Source organism: Actinocorallia herbida, from assembly GCF_003751225.1.
GTDB classification, from domain to species: Bacteria; Actinomycetota; Actinomycetes; order Streptosporangiales; family Streptosporangiaceae; genus Actinocorallia; species Actinocorallia herbida.
In genome coordinates, this window is record NZ_RJKE01000001.1 from 3438413 (window position 1) to 3454797 (window position 16385).

The following is a 16385-nucleotide window of genomic DNA, read 5'->3' on the forward strand; positions in this document are numbered from 1 at the left end:
GTCAGGTGATCCTGGCCAGCAGCCAGTCGACGAGCTCCTCGGTCACCGCGGTGTGGGGGGTGGTGGTGGAGGAGCAGAGGTACTCGTCCAGCTCGCTGTCGGGGTCCTCGGGGTCGACGGGGGCGTAGAGCTCGTCCTGGTCGTCGAGGTCGCGGAGGGCCACGGCGCTGACGGTGGGCACGAAGCAGACGTCCGGGACCTTGAGCTGGACCCCTTCGGTCGAGCCCAGGGCGTTGGCGACGATCTGGTAGGTGCTCAGCGTGCCGCCGGGGGCGCCGTCGACCTCGGGGAAGCCCTCAGTGATGATGATCTTGTCGGAGGTGAAGGGCCAGGCCCGGTGCAGCTCGGCGACGACGTCCTGGCCTTGCGCCTGGTTGTAGAACGAGGTGTTCGGGAAGGTGGGCCCGGTGAAGCGCAGGGCGAGGTCCCCGGGTTCCGCCGCGGCCCCGGTGCCGTCGGCGGCGCCGTTGGCCACGCCGACGCGCAGCTCGGGAGTGCGCGGCCAGCCGCCCAGCCCTTCCAGCGACGCCAGGAAGGCGTCGCGGTCGGGGTGGGCCGTGGCGGACTCCCCGGTGGCGAGGTCGTAGTACCGCCACAGCATCTGCTTCGCGGCGGGGCTGTCGATCATCTGCAGCAGCGGGTTGAGGAGGGGCACGCCGAGGAAGTGCGCGAACGCCTGCAACGCGACGGGGACCACCCCGCCGCGGTGCGGGGTGTCGTAGGAGAAGTACACCTTGGTGTTGTGCGGCTCGTCCTGGTGGTCCAGCTTGGTGAGCGCGTAGCGGGTGATGAGCCCGCCCATGCTGAACCCGCCGACCGTCAGTGGCTCGGCGCCTCCGGTGGCGGCGTGGGTGCGCCGGATCGCCTCCTCGGCGGCCTGGGCGTTGTCGAACAGGGAGGCGGTCCGGTTCCGGTAGCCGAGCAGGATGACGGTGTTGCCGCGCTCGCGCAGCCGGGTGAGGAACGGGACCGGCTCGTTGAGCCCCCGGTACAGCTTGTCCAGGTCGGTCGCCTTGAGCTCGAACCCGTCGGAGATGATCACGGGCCGCTTGATCTCGCGGTCGTCCCCTCCGTAGTAGACCCGGGCGAACCCGAAGGGCAGATCATCCCATTCCTCATCGAAGGGGACGGGCTCGACCTCCTCCGCCAGCGGCGCGTTCACCCCGCTCCCGATGGTGATGCTCGCGATCGCCTGCTCGATCTGCTCCTGCTCGGACATGGGACCTCCCGCTCGTCGGAACCGGCTCGGGTCACCCGGGCCCCACTGGTGCCACAGGGCGACCCGCATCACTCGTCCATAACGTAAGGCGATCGGTCGGTCATTATCTGTAGTGGTCCGGTACGGCCGGTGTCGCCTTTCCGGAAGAGAATTGCAGCCTCACGTTCCGTAACGGGGGGCGGGATCGGGGGAGAGGAAGCCGGTGAGGGCGGTGGCGGTCTCGTCCGGCGCCTCGACCTGCGGGTAGTGGCCCACGTCGTCCAAGGGGGTGAACGCGGCCTTGGGCAAGCGGGCGGCGAGGTGCTGGAGGATGTGGTCGCCGCTGACGGGATCGCGACGCCCCCAGATGAAGGCGTAAGGGGCGGACGACTCCTCGAACGCGGTGACCCAGCGGTCCTTGTGCTCCTGCCTTTCGCGGATGTAACCGAGGAGGAGGTGGAGGTTGCGCAGGCCCTCCACGCTAGGCAGATCGGTTCGATAGGACACCGTCCCGGGCCCGGTGGGCGCGCGCCGTCGCACCGGCGGTCGCGGGGTCGTGCGAGTTCGTCGCGTGGTCGGTCATGGGCTTGCTCCCGGGTCGAAAGGGATCCGTGTTCGCTAGGAGGGAGGACATCCAACGTCCTATGTAGCTTGTGGGATGTCCTCTGGTCAAGGGGGTTCGGAAAGGTTGACGATTGCGCCGAAACCCCTCTAGCGTGAGCCCACCGCCCGCGACATAGGACGTGGGATGTCTGGTGTGACCAGGGATCATGTGCGGCACAACCCCCCAGGGAGTCTGGAATGAGAGATACCTTCGCGGACACGCCGACCGCCGGTTTCGACCGGAGGAGCTTCCTGCGGATCGTCGGCGCGCTCGGCGCCGCGACCGCGATCACCGCCGGGCTGAGCGCGTGCGGGTCCGATGCCGACGGCGGCGGCGCCGCCGGCGGGACGCGCGAGATCGAGGCGACCCTCGCCTTCACGCTCTCCGGCGGCTTCGACCCGATGAACGCGTCGAGCGCGGTCGCGACCGCGGTCAACCAGCACATCTTCGAGGCGCTCATCGACCTCGACCCGGTCACCCGCGAGCCCTACCTCGCGCTCGCCGCCGCCCAGCCGAAGGCGAGCGCGGACGGCCTGACCTGGACGGTGGCGCTGCGCGAAGGCGCCGTGTTCTCCGACGGCTCGCCCGTCACCGCCGAGGACGTCGCGTGGTCGTTCACCCGCGCCCTCGACCCGGCCAACAAGGCCCTCATGGCCGGCTTCATCAGCTTCATCGACCGGGTGAAGGCGAAGGACGCCAAGACCGTCGAGTTCGAGCTGAAGGCCCCGTTCAGCCTGTTCGCCCAGCGCATCGCCGTCATCAAGATCGTCCCGAAGGCCAAGACCGGCGACGCCGCGGCCGCCAAGGCCTTCGACACCGCGCCGATCGGCTCCGGCCCCTTCACCCTGACCAGCGCCGACGCGACCTCCGGCGTCGTCATGGCGGCGAACCCCGCCTACAAGGGGAGCCGCCCCGCCAAGGCGGACAAGATCACGCTGCACACCTCCCCGGACAACACCGCGCGGCTCAACGACCTGCGCAGCGGCCAGGCACAGGCCATCGAGGCGGTGCCCTACCTCGACGCCGGGACGCTCGGCGACGAGTTCAAGGTCGACGAGAAGCAGGCGTTCAACCAGCTGTTCCTCATGTTCAACTGCTCGGCCGCGCCGTTCGACGACAAGCGCGTCAGGCAGGCCCTGCACTACGCCATCGACACCGACAAGGTGATCGCCACCGCGCTCCAGGGGTACGGCGTGGCCGCCACCTCCTACCTGGACGAGAGCAACCCCGGCTACCAGAAGGCCGCGACGAGCTACGGCCACGACCCGGAGAAGGCCAAGGCCCTCCTCGCCGAGGCCGGGGTGCCGAACCTGTCGTTCGAGCTGGTCACCACCGACACCGGGTTCGTCAAGGACAGCGCGCCGGTGATCATCGACGCCTGGAAGCAGATCGGCGTCACCGCCACGCTCAACACCAACCCGTCCTCGGCGGTCTACGGCACCCTCGTGCCCTCCGACGACTTCCGGGTGCTCGCCGCCTCGGGCGACCCGTCGGTGTTCGGCCCCGACGCCGACCTCCTGCTCCGCTGGTTCTACTACGGCGAGACCTGGCCCGTCGCCCGGGCGCGGTGGACGGACGCGGGCGCGAAGAAGTGCGCGGACCTCCTCGATGAGGCGGCCGAGTCCACCGACCAGAAGCAGAAGGACACCTGGAAGAAGGCGCTCGACGTGATCGCCGAAGAGGTGCCGCTGTACCCCGTCTTCCACACCAAGGTCATCACGGCCTCCGACCCCGACGGCCTGACGGGCTTCCAGGGCGCGTCCACGACCGGTCTCTACTTCCTCGACGTCGCCCGCAAGGGCTGACCCGCACCTTCCGATTGGAGCCCGTCGATGGCCGCCGTCCTCGGCATGATCCTTCGCCGGTCGCTGACCCTGATCCCGCTGATGCTCGGCATCATCCTGTTCGTCTTCCTCGTCATGGCGCTGTCGCCGAACAGCACGGCGGTCTCGGTGCTGGGCAGCCAGGCCGGTGCGGACCAGATCGCGGCGTTCAACGCGGCCAACGGCCTCGACGACCCGCTGTGGTCGCGTTATCTGTCGTACATCGGCGGGCTCTTCCACGGCGACCTCGGGCACACGTTCTCGCTGAACGCCTCGATCGGCTCGATCATCGGCGACGCCCTGCCGGTCACCGTCCAGCTGACCGTGCTGGGCGTCGCCGGGGCGCTGGTCGTCGCGCTGACGCTCGGCATGGTCGGCGCCCTCTACCGGGACCGCTGGCCCGACCAGGTCACCCGGCTCGTCTCGATGGCCGGGATCGCCGTCCCGACGTTCTGGCTGGCGATCCTGCTCATCCAGCGGCTGTCCAAGATCGGCGGCGGACCCTTCCCGAGCGGCAGGTACGTACCCTTCTCCGACTCGCCGTCCGACTGGTTCCTCAGCCTCGCGCTGCCCGCGATCTCCCTCGCCGTCCCGGTCGGGTGCGCGCTGGCGCGGGTCGTGCGGACCGCCATGGTCGAGGAACTCGACCGCGACTACGTCCGCACCGCGATCGGCGCGGGCCTCCCGCCCGTCGTGGTCGTCGGCCGCAACGTCCTGCGCAACGCGCTGGTCACCCCGCTCACCGTGCTCGGCGTGCAGATCGGCTACCTGATCGGCGGCACCGTCATCGTCGAGGCGATCTTCTCGCTGCCCGGCATGGGCACCCAGATCATGAGCGCCGTCCAGCAGAACGACGTCGGCCTGGCCCGCGGGCTGGTCATCACCATCGCCCTCGGCTTCGTGGTCGTGAACCTCGTCGTGGACATCCTCTACCTCATCGCCAACCCCCGACTGCGAGGAGCACTGTGATCCTCCGCGCGCTCCGGCGCCTTCCCACGGCCTCGAAGGTCGGCCTCGGCTTCGTCGGGCTGATCGTGGCGGTCGGGATCTTCGCCCCGCTCCTGATCACCCACGACCCGACGTCCCCCGGGCAGGCGCCCACCCTGACGGGCCCGAACGGCGACTTCTGGTTCGGCGTCGACCGGCTCGGCCGCGACGTGTACTCCCGGCTCGTCGCCGGCACGCGCCGCTCCCTCGTCATCGGCTTCGGCGCGACGTTCCTCGCGCTCGCGGCGGGCTCGGTGCTCGGCGCGATCGCGGGCAGCAGCCGCAGGGCCGTCGACGAGACCGTCATGCGGGTCCTCGACGTCGTGATGGCGTTCCCCACGATCGTGCTGGCCGCGACCCTCGTCGTCGCGTTCGGCAAGGACAGCCTCCTCGTCCTCATCGCCGCGATCGCGTTCGTCTTCACCCCGCAGGTCGCCCGGGTCGTCCGCGCCAACGTCGTCGCGCAGTGCCGGGAGGACTACGTGGCGGCCGAGCGCGTCATCGGCGCGCGGATGCCGTACATCCTCGCCCGGCACGTCGTGCGGAACACCGCGGCCCCGGTGCTCGTCTTCGCGACGGTCATGGTCGCCAACGCGATCGTGTTCGAGGCCTCCCTGTCGTTCATCGGCGGCGGCCTGGAGCCCGAGGCGGGCCCGTCCTCCTGGGGCAGCGTCATCGCCTACGGCCAGTACCTGCTGGCGAGCCACGGCTGGTGGGCGACGTTCTTCCCCGGCCTGCTCATCCTGCTCACCGTGCTGTCGCTGAACCTGCTGTCCGAGGGAATCCTCGACGCCTGGGCGGCCCCCGCCGCCCGCGCCGCGACCGCCGCCCCGGGCGACGTCGACCGGCTCGAGGCCGCCGCGCCCGGCAAGGGCGAGGTCACCGAGCTGCCCGGCCTGGCCGCCGCGGCGGCCAGGCTCGCCGAGCGGGCGCGCCCGCTGCCGTCCGCGGAGCCGGTGCTGACGGTGCGCGACCTGCGCGTCGGGTTCGCCGACCGGCACGCAGGGGTGGACATCGTCGACGGCGTCTCGTTCGCCGTCCGGCCGGGCGAGGTGCTCGGACTGGTCGGCGAGTCCGGCTGCGGCAAGTCGCTGACCGCGCTCACCCTCATGGGCCTCCAGCCCGCGGGCGCGCGGATCGGCGGCCGGGTCGAGTTCGACGGCAAGGACCTCGTGACCCTCCCGGCGCGGGAGCGCCGCGGCTACCTGGGCCGGCAGATGGCGATGATCTACCAGGACGCGCTGTCGGCGCTCAACCCCTCGATGACGGTCGGCGCCCAGCTGAAGCAGCTCGTCCGCCGCGGCGGGACCCGGTCGGAGACCGAGCTGATGGAGCTGGTCGGGCTCGACGCCGCGCGCACCCTCGCCGCCTACCCGCACGAGCTGTCCGGCGGGCAGCGGCAGCGGGTCGTCATCGCGATGGCGCTGTCGCGCGACCCGAAGCTGGTCATCGCCGACGAGCCGACCACCGCGCTGGACGTCACGGTCCAGGCCCAGGTGATCGCGCTGCTGCTGCGGCTGCGCGCCGAACTCGGCTTCGCGCTGATCCTGGTCTCGCACGACATCGCGCTCGTCAGCGACGTGTGCGACCGCGTCGCGGTCATGTACGGCGGCCGGATCGTCGAGGAGGGCGTCATGGCCGACGTCCTCGCCGACCCCGCCCACCACTACTCGCGCGGGCTCCTGGGCTCGGTCCTGTCCCTGGAGTCGGGCGCCGCGCGGCTCACCCAGATCATGGGCACGGTCCCCGCGCCCGCCGACTTCCCCTCAGGCTGCCGGTTCGCCGACCGCTGCCCGATGGCCACCGGCGTCTGCCGGACGACCAGGCCCGTCCTGGACGGCGACGCGGAACGGCACCTCGTGGCCTGTCATCACCCCGCCGAGCGGGCCGACCGAGAGCTGGTGGCCAAATGACGCAGGTACCCGTCCAGGCGGGCTCCGCCCGGGTGGTCGAGCTCGAGGACGTCGACGTCGTCTACCGGACGCGCGGCGGCGGCCCGTTCAACGCCGAGCGGGTGCACGCCCTGACCGGGGTCGGCCTGACCGTCGCCGAGGGCGAGACCGTGGGCATCGTCGGCGAGTCGGGCTGCGGCAAGTCGACGCTCGCCAAGGTGCTCGTCGGCCTGGAGCGGCCGCGGTCCGGCGAGATCCGGCACCGCGGGCAGGACCTGTGGCGGATGAGCGCGGGTGAGCGCCGCCGCCGCATCGGCCGGCACGTCGGGATGGTCTTCCAGGACCCGAGCACGTCGATGAACCGGCGGATGCCGGTCCGGCAGATCCTCCGCGACCCGCTGGACGTGCACCGGTGGGGCACCCCCGCCGAGCGCGACGCGCGGGTCGCCGAACTGCTGTCCCTGGTAGGCCTGCCGACCTCGGCCGCAGGGGTGCTGCCGAGCCAGCTGTCCGGCGGGCAGCGGCAGCGCGTCGCCATCGCCCGCGCGCTCGCCCTCGGCCCCGACGTCCTCATCGCCGACGAGCCGACCTCCGCCCTCGACGTGTCGGTGCGCGCGCAGATCCTCAACCTGCTGCTCGATCTCAAGAGCACGCTCGGCCTCGCGATGATCTACATCTCGCACGACATCCAGACCGTCCGGCGGGTCTCCGACCGGATCCTCACCATGTACCTCGGCAGGGTCGTGGAGGAGACGCCGGCCGCGTCCGTCGAGGACACCCGGCACCCCTACACCCGAGCGCTGCTGTCGGCGACCCCGTCGCTGCTGCACTCCATCACGCCGATCCCGCTGACCGGGCCCGTCCCCTCGGCGGTGCGCCCGCCGAGCGGCTGCCCGTTCCGCACCCGGTGCTGGCGCGCCGACGACCGGTGCGCCGAGGCGATGCCGGAGATCGCCGCCGACCACTCCGCCGCGGCGCACCGCTACCGCTGCTTCCATCCCGTTCTCGGCGAGGCCGATCTGGCCGACGCCCGCGCCCAGGAGCTCTCATGACCACGACCACCCGGACCCGTCTCACCGGGGTCATCCCGCCCGTCTGCACCCCGCTCACCCCCGATCTGGAGATCGACGTCCCCTCGCTGGAACGGCTCGTCGACTTCCTCATCGACGCGGGTGTGGACGGCCTGTTCACGCTCGGCTCTACCAGCGAGGTCGCCTACCTGCCGGACGGGCACCGCCGCCGCGTCCTGGAGACCGTGGTCGCCCGGACGGCGGGCCGGGTCCCCGTCCTCGCGGGCGCCATCGACATGACCACGCTGCGGGTCGCCGAGCACATCGACGACGCGGTGAAGGCGGGCTGTGACGGCGTCGTGGCCACCGCGCCGTTCTACGCCCGCACCCACCCGGTGGAGATCGAGCGGCATTTCCGGTTCCTCGCCGAGCGCTCGGCGGTCCCGGTCTACGCCTACGACCTGCCCGTGTCGGTGCACTCCGCGCTGGACTCCGCGATGCTGCTGCGGCTCGCCGCCGAGGGCGTCCTGGCCGGGGTGAAGGACTCCTCAGGCGACGAGGGCGGGCTGCGCAGGCTGCTGCTCGCCCGCGACGCGGCGGGCGCCGCGGTCGCGGACTTCAGCGTGCTGACCGGCTCCGAGCTGACCGTCGACTCGGCGCTCGCCATGGGCGCGGACGGCGTCGTCCCCGGCCTCGGCAACGTCGACCCGCACGGGTACACCGGGCTCTTCCGGCTCTGCCGTGAGCAGGACTGGGCGGCGGCGCGGGCCGAGCAGGAGCGCCTGGTCCGGCTGTTCGACATCGTCGACGTCGGCGGAACGGCCCGGATGGGGCGCGGCTCGTCCGCGCTCGGCTCGTTCAAGGCGGCCCTGCACCTGCGCGGGGTCATCGACCACCCCGTCACCGCGCCGCCGCAGATCCAGCTCGACGCGGCGGAGACCGCGCGCGTGGCCGACCTGCTCAAGGGGGCCGGGCTCCTGTGACCCCCGTGAACCTCGGGATCGACGTGGGCGGCACGAAGATCGCCGTCGGCGTGGTCGACCAGGACGGGCAGGTCGTGGCGCGCGGCGCCGGGCCGACGCCGCGGACCGGCGGCCGCGCGGTCCTGGACGCGGTCGCCGGGCTCGCCGCGGAGGTCGCGGCGGGCCTGCCGGTCCGCGCCGCCGGCGTCGGCGTGCCCGGCGTCGTCGACGGCGGGGGGACCATCGTCTCCGCGACGGACACCCTGCCCGGCTGGGCCGGGACCGAAGTCCGCGCGGGGCTCGGCGACCGGCTCGGCGTGCCGGTCGCCGTCGACAACGACGTGCGGGTGATGGCGCTCGGCGAGGCGGTCCTCGGGGCCGCCCGCGCCGCCGAGGAGGCGCTGTTCGTCTCCGTCGGGACCGGGATCGGGGGCGCGTTCACCCTCGGCGGCAGGCCGCGCAGGGGCCCGCACGGCACGGCCGGGGAACTCGCCCATCTACTCGTTCCCGAGGCCGGTGACACGGCCTGCGGCTGCGGTCGCCGCGACCACCTCGAGGCGGTCGCGTCCGGTCCCGCCATCGCCGCCGCCTACCGGCGGCGGACCGGCGGCGACCTCCTCCCGCTGACGGCCGTCGCCGAACGGATGCGCGCCGGTGACCCCGACGCGCGCGCCGCGGTGACCGGCGCCGCCCGCCTGCTCGGCCGTACGCTCGCCGGAGTGCTGTCCGCGATGGACGCCGACCTCGTCGTCATCGGCGGGGGTGTCGCCGGCATCGGGGCCGCCTTCCTCGACCCACTGGCCGAGGCGTTGCGCGCCGAGGTCCTGCCGCCCCTGCGCGCGGTCCCGGTCGTGGCCGCGGAACTGGGCACGGACGCGCCGCTCGTCGGCGCGGCGCTGCTCGCCGGGGACGTCGAGGCGGTGGCCCGGTGAACCGCGACGCGTTCCTCGCCGCCGTCTCCGGACGGCTGATCGTCTCCTGCCAGGCCGGCCACGGCCATCCGTTCCGCGACACCTCCGCGATCGTGCGGATGGCGCTCGCCGCCGTCGAGGGCGGCGCAGCGGCGATCCGGTGCGGCGGCGTCGGCGGCGTCGCCGACGTGGCCGCGGTCCGCGCCGCCGTGGACCTCCCCGTGGTCGGGCTGACCAAGGACCCAGGCGCGGACGTCTTCATCACGCCGACCGTCGCTGCCGCCCTCGCCGTCGTCGCCGCGGGCGCCGACGTCGTCGCGGTGGACGGAACCGTGCGGCCCCGCCCCGACGGGCGGTCCCTGCGCGACACCGTCTCGGCCGTGCACGAGGCGGGGCGGCTGGTGATGGCCGACGTCGCGACGTTCGAGGACGGCCTGTACGCCGCGGCGGCCGGAGCCGACGTGGTCGGGACGACCCTGTCGGGGTACACGACCGGTGGGACTCCTCCGGAAGAGCCCGACCTCGACCTCGTCGCGCGGCTCGTGCAGGCGCTGCCTTCCGTGCCCGTCATCGCCGAGGGCAGGTACCGCACCCCGCACGAGGCGGGCGCCGCGATGCGGACGGGGGCGCTGGCGGTCGTCGTCGGCACCGCGATCACCGATCCGGTGCGGATCACGCGGGACTTCGTCCGCGGGGTCGAGGACGGCCGCCCGGAGGCCGGGAGATGACGGGTTCGACCGTCCGATTCATCGGACATGCCCGGCCTCCGCCCGGGCACTAAGGTGCCAGATGAAGGACGTCCGACCTTGTCGAACAGATGAAATACCTCGGGGACATCGTGGAGATGGTTTCGCACTACAGCCCGGCCAAGCGCTCACGTGAGGCGCAACGGGCCATCCAGGAACAGATCAAAGAGTGGATCCTGGCCAACAACCTCGCCACCGGCGACCCCATGCCCACCGAGGCCGAACTCGTCGACCACCTCGGTATCAGCCGCAACTCGGTCCGCGAGGCGCTGAAGGCGCTTCAGGCGCTGGGGATCGTGGAGATCCGGCATGGTTTCGGGACCTATGTCGGAGACTGCTCGCTCGATCCGTTCGCCGACGCCCTGGTGTTCCGCGGCCGCAAGTCGCTGCGCGGCGACCGGCAGGAGATCTACGAGATCATCGCCCTGCGCCAGGCGCTGGAGGCCGGGCTGATGGGGCAGCTCGTCGCGGTCGTCTCCGACGCGGACCTCACCGCTCTGAGGGAGTGCCTGGAGGAACTGGAGCGGCACGCCGGGCAGGGCGAGGCGGGGGACGCCGCCGACCGGGCGTTCCACGACCAGCTCTACGCCCCCCTCGGCAACCAGCTGATGAGCCAGCTCCTGCGGGTCTTCTGGGACGTGTACCACGACCTGAGCCACGAACTCGCCCCGGCCGACCGCGATCCGGCGGGCATCATCGCCGCCCACCGCGAGATCTACGAGGCGGTCGCGGCCCGGGACGCCGCCCGCGCCGGCGCGGCGATCCTGCTGCACTTCCAGGGCATCCGGGAAAGGCTCGGTGAGACCTCGTGACGGCCCCCGTGTTCGACCCGGACATCGCGGCGTGGCTGGCGGCGCGGGCCGCCGACCCCACGGCCGCCGACACCGGCATCGACGGCGTGCGGGCGCACTCCCGCGCGGTGAACGACCGCGCCCGCGCGCTCCTGGAGGCCCCGGCCGTGCCCGCCGCGGAGTCGGCGATCGTCCTGGACACCGAGGCGGGCACCCTGCCCGCCCGGCTCCTCCGGCCCGGCGTCCAGGGGCCCTGCCCGACGATCGTGTACCTCCACGGAGGCGGCTGGATCGCCGGAGGCACCGACACGCACGCCCAGCACGTCCGGCGGCTGTGCGTTGAGGCGTCGGCGGTCGTCGTCTCGGTCGACTACCGGCTGGCGCCCGAGCACGTGTTCCCCGCCGCGTTCGACGACGCCCTCGCCGCGACCCGGTGGGCGCACGCGCACCTCGCGGAGCTGGGCGGCGATCCCGCCCGGGTCGTCGTGGCGGGGGACAGCGCGGGGGCCCAGCTCGCGGCCTCCGCGGCCCTGGCCTGCCGGGACACCGCGACGCCGCTCGCCGCGCAGCTCCTCATCGTCCCGGTCACCGACCTGCTCGGCGGCTACACCGACCACGAGGTGAACGCCCTCTACCCGTCCCGGGCGCTGGAGGGGTACGGCCTGACCACCCCGGCGATGGCCGACTTCACCCGGGCCTACGGCGTGGACCCGGCCGCCCCCGACTGGCGCTCCTCCCCGCTGCGGGCCGCCGACCTGTCCGGCGCGGCGCCCGCCGTCGTCCACACCGCGGGCTTCGACCCGCTGCGCGACGAGGGCGCCGCCTACGCCCGCCGCCTCACCGCCTCCGGCGTCCGCGTCATCGAACGCCGCTGGCCCACCCTCAACCACGGCTACTTCAGCCTCGGCGGAGTCTCCGCCGCCGCCGAGACCGCCGCCCGCACCGCCGCCCGCGACCTCACCGACCTCCTCTCCGCCTGACCCGCCGCGCTGCGGCTCCGCCCATGGAAACGGTGTCCGCCCGTCCCCGGGTGCGGGACGGGCGGACGTCCTGTGGCCGTGCGGGGGAAGTTCGCCCGCCATCACGGTGAAGTCCGTCGGCCTCATGCGGCGGAGGCGGTGCTCCTGGCCGAGGACGTCACTTCCAGAGGGCGGTGAGCTCGGTGGCGCGGTGGAGGTGGGGGGCGGGGTCCTTGCCGAGGAGGGAGGCCAGGGCGGCGAGGGTGGCGGCGGGGGGCGGGAGGGCGAGGGAAAGGCTTTCCAGGCCGGCGGGAGGGTCGTCCCGGTGGGGGAGCAGCGCCTCGTACAGGTGCGCGGCCTCCTGGACGTCGCTCAAGGCCAGGGCCGTCATGGCGCGGAAGGTGCAGAACGTCGTGAAGAAGTAGTCCGGCTGGATCGGGGCGGCGGACGCGTGGAGCCGGCGCGCCTCGTCGAGTCGGCCCGCCGCGGCGTGCGCGGCGGCGAGCACGTCGGCGAACACGGGGACCAGTGCGGGGGGCACGTCCTCGGTGGCGAACTCGGCGAGCCCGCCGCGCGTCACCGCGAGGCTCGCGCGCGCGAGCAGGCGGAACCCGGCGGCGTGCAGGGATCCCTGCGCCTCCATCGCGGCGGTCGCCGCGGCGTAGTGGCGTTCCGCGTCGTCCAGGCGGCCTCCGGCGTGGGCGAGGGCGGCCTGCGCGATCTCGTTGACGGCGGACGCCTCGGGCATCCGGTAGCGGCGGGCCACTTCCGCCGCCTCGGCGACCAGGGCGCGCACCTCCCCGGGGCGGCCGTGCCGCACGATGGCCCCCGCGAGGTTGTACGTGCCCGCCCACAACGCGTCGGGCATGTCGTGTTCGGCGCCGAGGGCGCGCAGCTCGTCGGCGTGCGCCGCCTGGTCGCCGACCGTGCGGTCGTCCTGCTCACGGCCGAGCGTGAGGAGCGTCAGCACGCGCAGCTTCGGATCGCCCACACCGCGGGCGATCTCGACCGCCTCCCGGGCGGCGGCCCGCCCTCGCGGGTCGCCGGTGCCCGACAGCTCGGCGGCGTAGGCGTCGAGGAGGCGGCACCGCACGTCCGGGGCGAGCCCGGGGCGCGTCAGCAGGCGGGACAGCAGGGCGACGAGGCGGTGGTCGACGACGCCGTAGGGGCGGAGCTGCCAGGGGGCGGGTTCGGTCCACGCGGTGAAGGCGGCGATCAGCAGGTCGTCGCGCAGGGCCCGCTCGGCGAGATCGACCGCGACCTCCCGGGTGGCGCGGGCGTCCTGGATGGCGCCCGCCCGGGCCTGGGCGCGCAGCAGCCGGCCCAGCAGGTCGACGCGGTCGGCGTCGTCCCGGCTCGGCAGGCGTTCGAATGACGCGAGGGCCTGGGTGAGCAGGTCTACCGCGGTCTCGTGCGCGTAGCGGGCCTCGGCCAGGTCGGCGGCCCGGACGGCGTACGCGACGGCCTTGGCGGCGGTCGCGGCCGAGGCGGCGCGGTGGAAGTGGTAGGCCAGCGCGGGCGCGTCGCCGGGCGCGAGGCGTTCCAGGGCGGCGCCCAGGCGGGCGTGCATCCGGGCGCGGCGCGGCGCGCTGAGGTCGGCGACCATCGTGTCCTGGACGAGCGCGTGCGTGAACCGGATCCCGCCCGTCGCCCGTTCGGCGAGCAGCCCGGCGACGAGCCCGGCGTCGAGCGCGTCGAGCACCCCGTCCTCGTCGGTGTCGGCCGCCAGGATGAGCGTGTCCACCTCGGTTTCGCGGCCCGCGAGCGCGGCGAGGCGCAGCACGGCCACGGCCGCCTCCGGCAGGCGCGCGAGACGGCGGCGCAGGACGTCGCGGACGCCCTCCGGGACCTCCGAGGTCGCCACGAGCGCGCCCTCGCTGCTGAGCAGCCGCGCGCTCTCCCGGACATAGAAGGGGTTGCCTCCGGTGCGTTCGGCGAGCGCCGCGACCGTCGCGGCGTCCACGCCGGCGCCGCACTCGGCGGTGATGATCCGGGCGACCGCCTGCGCGGGCAGCCCGCGCAGCGCCAGCCGGAGTGGGGAGCGGCGGGCGAGGACGGCGAGCGTGCCGGTGAGGCGCGCGCCGATCTCGTCGCCCCGGAAGGCGGCGACCAGGAGTACGGGCGCGTCGCCGGAGACGGCGGCCAGCAGCGTCAGCGTCTCGGCGTCCGCCCAGTGCAGGTCGTCGAGCAGGACGGCGAGCGGCCGCCGCCGGGCCGTGTCGTTCAGCCAGGCCCAGACGGCGCGGTGGAGCCGGAACCGGCCCGCCGTGCTGTCCAGGGGAACCGCGGCGGACGCGTCCCGCAGCAGCGGCGCGATCGCCTCGGGGGCCGGGACGTGCCGGGCGAGTGAGGTCAGGGCCTCCGTCCAGGCCCAGGCCGGTGGAGCGCCCTCGCTTTCGGGGCAGCGGCCGGCCACGACGGACCAGCCGCGCTGCTCCAGCACGTCGGCCAGCCGGGTCAGCAGCGCGGTCTTGCCCAGCCCGGCCTCGCCGGTGACGAGCGCGACCCGCGGGCCGCCCTGGGCCGCGAGCCCGATCAGCGCGGCGAGTTCGTCGTCGCGGCCGAGGAACAGGTCGCGGTCGGGGGCAGGCGGGGGCGTGGGCGAGGGGACGGGCCCGGGAAGGCCGGTGCGCTGCTGGAGGATCGCCCCTTCCAGGTCCGCCAGCGCGGGGCCGGGATCGAGCCCGAGTTCGTCGGCGAGCGTCGTCCGGGCCCGGCGCAGGGCGGCGAGGGCGTCGGCCTGGCGGCCCGCGTTCCACAGCGCCAGCGCCAGCAGGCGCCAGCCCTCCTCGCGCAGGGGATCGTCGCCGGTGAGGAGCTCGGCCTCGGGCACCGCGCCCGCGGCGTCGCCCGCGCGCAGGAGGGCGGCGACGTGCCGCTCGCGGACGGCCAGGCGCAGCGCGGCGAGCCTGCCGATCTCGGCCTGGGCCCACGGCTCGTCGGCGAACTCCGCGAAGGCCGGGCCGCGCCACAGCGCCAGCGCTTCGGCGAGGCGCCCGGGATCCTGAGCGAGGGCGTCGAACCACCAGGCGTCCACGGCGGCGTCGGGGAGGCGCAGCGCGTACCCGGGCGCGACGGAGACGAGCACCCGGGCGGGGGCGCGCGGCGGGCGCTCCGGCTCCAGCAGCCTGCGCAGGTTGGAGACATAGGCCTGCAGGGACGTGACGGCCTGGGCGGGGGGCTCGCCCTGCCACAGGTCCTCGATCATGCGGTCCACCGAGACGACCTGACCGCGCGCGGCGACCAGCAGCGCGAGCACGGCCCGCTGCCGTGGCCCGCCCAGCGCCACCCGAGCGCCCGACACCTCCGCCTCGAACGCTCCGAACACCCGAATGCCTACCATCGCCCATGATCGTAATATCCGCGGCGGCCTCTGCGGCCTCCAAGTGAGGTTCCATGTCGGCTCCAAGACGGCCCGGGCAGCCTTACGGACATGAACACCGACACGCTCCCCGCCGCCCGCTCCTTCACCCACTCCATGGTCGTCATCCACCGCGGCCTCCGCCGCGAGTCCCGCGTCCTGGCCGAGCTGGTCGGCGCCACCCGGCCCGGCGACGTCCGCCGCGCGGGCGCGATCGCCGCGCACCTCTCCGACTACCTGGTCGGCCTGCACAACCACCACCACGGCGAGGACGAGCTGATCTGGCCGACTCTGCTGTCCCGGGTGGACCTGGACGCCGACATCGTGCTGCGGATGGAGGCCCAGCACGCGAAGGTGGCCGCCACCATCGAACGGCTGCGCGGCCTCGTCGGGCCGTGGACGCGGTCGGCCGACGCCGCCGCCCGCGACGCCCTGGCCGCCGCGCTCGCCGAGCACCGCGCCGTCCTGGTCGAGCACCTGGACGACGAGGAGGCGCACCTGCTCCCGCTCGCCGAACGCCACCTCACCGAGGCCGAATGGAACGCCCAGGGCGACCACTTCGCCGAGCACACCCCCAAGACCAAGCTCCTGACGCTCCTCGGCGTCGTCCTGGAGGACGCGACCCCGCAGGAGCGCACGGAGATCCTCGCCGGGCTGCCCGCGCCGGCCCGCGCGGTGTGGCGGCTCTACGGAGCGCGCCACCACGCCCGCCGGATGCGACGGCTCCGCGAGGACGTCCGGACGTCCCGCACCGGCACCGCGCTCGCCGCCCTCACCGGCGTCGGCATCACCTATGTCGGGCTCTCCTACCTCCTCGACCCGATGGGCACCGCGCCGGGCTTCGGCCTCCCGGCCTGGCCGGAAGGCGACGCCGCCGCCTGGCTGAACCTCAAGGGCGTGCGCGACCTCGCCACGGGCCTCACCGTCTTCGCGCTGCTGGCCGCGGGCCGGCGCGAGGCGCTCGGCTGGGTGATGCTCGCGTTCGCGACGATCCCGGCCGGGGACATGCTGACGATCTTCGCGCACCGCGGTTCGACGGCGACCGCGCTCGGTGTCCACGGCCTGACGTCGGCGGCGGTCCTCGCCTCGGGCCTGCTGCTCGTGCGCGCCGCCCGCCGCCGCTGACGGGGCCGGGGCCGGG

13 protein-coding genes are annotated in these 16385 nt (G+C 74.0%); 10 read left to right on the plus strand and 3 right to left on the minus strand.

The features are described 5' to 3' along the window. Position 1 precedes the first annotated feature (1 nt). Together EDD29_RS16050 and EDD29_RS16055 are read right to left on the minus strand one after the other, a co-directional pair. Positions 2 to 1219, minus strand: coding sequence for an esterase/lipase family protein (locus EDD29_RS16050; protein ID WP_123665184.1), 1218 nt, complete (start codon positions 1217 to 1219; stop codon positions 2 to 4). Between the two features lie 159 nt (positions 1220 to 1378). Next, positions 1379 to 1678 (minus strand): alpha/beta fold hydrolase, encoded by a 300-nt coding sequence (locus tag EDD29_RS16055; RefSeq protein ID WP_123665185.1) that lies wholly within the window; start codon positions 1676 to 1678, stop codon positions 1379 to 1381. A 321-nt stretch (positions 1679 to 1999) separates the two neighbouring features. Here EDD29_RS16055 and EDD29_RS16060 point away from each other — a divergent pair, with 321 nt between their 5' ends. The 9 genes from EDD29_RS16060 (at position 2000) to EDD29_RS16100 (ending at position 11904) form a co-directional block, all read left to right on the plus strand. Further along, positions 2000 to 3607 carry an ABC transporter substrate-binding protein gene (locus EDD29_RS16060; RefSeq protein ID WP_123665186.1) on the plus strand — a complete coding sequence of 536 codons (1608 nt, stop codon included), beginning with the start codon at positions 2000 to 2002 and terminating at the stop codon, positions 3605 to 3607. A 27-nt stretch (positions 3608 to 3634) separates the two neighbouring features. Beyond that, positions 3635 to 4594 carry an ABC transporter permease gene (locus EDD29_RS16065; protein WP_123665187.1) on the plus strand — a complete coding sequence of 320 codons (960 nt, stop codon included), beginning with the start codon at positions 3635 to 3637 and terminating at the stop codon, positions 4592 to 4594. After that, positions 4591 to 6525, plus strand: coding sequence for a dipeptide/oligopeptide/nickel ABC transporter permease/ATP-binding protein (locus tag EDD29_RS16070; protein WP_211359743.1), 1935 nt, complete (start codon positions 4591 to 4593; stop codon positions 6523 to 6525). The genes EDD29_RS16065 and EDD29_RS16070 overlap by 4 nt, the downstream gene beginning before the upstream one ends. Then, on the plus strand, positions 6522 to 7556 hold the full coding sequence (locus tag EDD29_RS16075; RefSeq protein ID WP_123665188.1) for an oligopeptide/dipeptide ABC transporter ATP-binding protein: 1035 nt from the start codon (positions 6522 to 6524) through the stop codon (positions 7554 to 7556). Before EDD29_RS16070 ends, EDD29_RS16075 begins: the two co-directional genes overlap by 4 nt. Continuing rightward, on the plus strand, positions 7553 to 8497 hold the full coding sequence (locus EDD29_RS16080) for a dihydrodipicolinate synthase family protein (protein ID WP_123665189.1): 945 nt from the start codon (positions 7553 to 7555) through the stop codon (positions 8495 to 8497). The genes EDD29_RS16075 and EDD29_RS16080 overlap by 4 nt, the downstream gene beginning before the upstream one ends. Beyond that, complete coding sequence (locus EDD29_RS16085) at positions 8494 to 9408, plus strand: ROK family protein (protein WP_211359744.1); 915 nt, start codon at positions 8494 to 8496, stop codon at positions 9406 to 9408. Before EDD29_RS16080 ends, EDD29_RS16085 begins: the two co-directional genes overlap by 4 nt. Beyond that, positions 9405 to 10115: an N-acetylmannosamine-6-phosphate 2-epimerase gene (locus EDD29_RS16090; RefSeq protein WP_123665190.1), complete on the plus strand. Its 711-nt coding sequence runs from the start codon at positions 9405 to 9407 to the stop codon at positions 10113 to 10115. The genes EDD29_RS16085 and EDD29_RS16090 overlap by 4 nt, the downstream gene beginning before the upstream one ends. 89 nt (positions 10116 to 10204) lie before the next feature. Beyond that, positions 10205 to 10945 (plus strand): FadR/GntR family transcriptional regulator, encoded by a 741-nt coding sequence (locus EDD29_RS16095; RefSeq protein ID WP_211359745.1) that lies wholly within the window; start codon positions 10205 to 10207, stop codon positions 10943 to 10945. Then, the gene (locus tag EDD29_RS16100; protein ID WP_123665191.1) at positions 10942 to 11904 is read left to right on the plus strand and encodes an alpha/beta hydrolase; all 963 of its coding nucleotides are present in this window, start codon (positions 10942 to 10944) and stop codon (positions 11902 to 11904) included. Before EDD29_RS16095 ends, EDD29_RS16100 begins: the two co-directional genes overlap by 4 nt. A gap of 157 nt (positions 11905 to 12061) precedes the next feature. Here the strand turns inward: EDD29_RS16100 and EDD29_RS16105 are convergent, their stop codons facing one another. Next, positions 12062 to 15226, minus strand: a complete 3165-nt coding sequence (locus EDD29_RS16105) for an ATP-binding protein (protein WP_123665192.1) — start codon at positions 15224 to 15226, stop codon at positions 12062 to 12064. Positions 15227 to 15316: 90 nt separating this feature from the next. Between EDD29_RS16105 and EDD29_RS16110 the strand changes: the two genes are divergently transcribed. After that, the gene (locus tag EDD29_RS16110) at positions 15317 to 16369 is read left to right on the plus strand and encodes a DUF4267 domain-containing protein (RefSeq protein ID WP_246052800.1); all 1053 of its coding nucleotides are present in this window, start codon (positions 15317 to 15319) and stop codon (positions 16367 to 16369) included. Positions 16370 to 16385 lie beyond the last annotated feature (16 nt).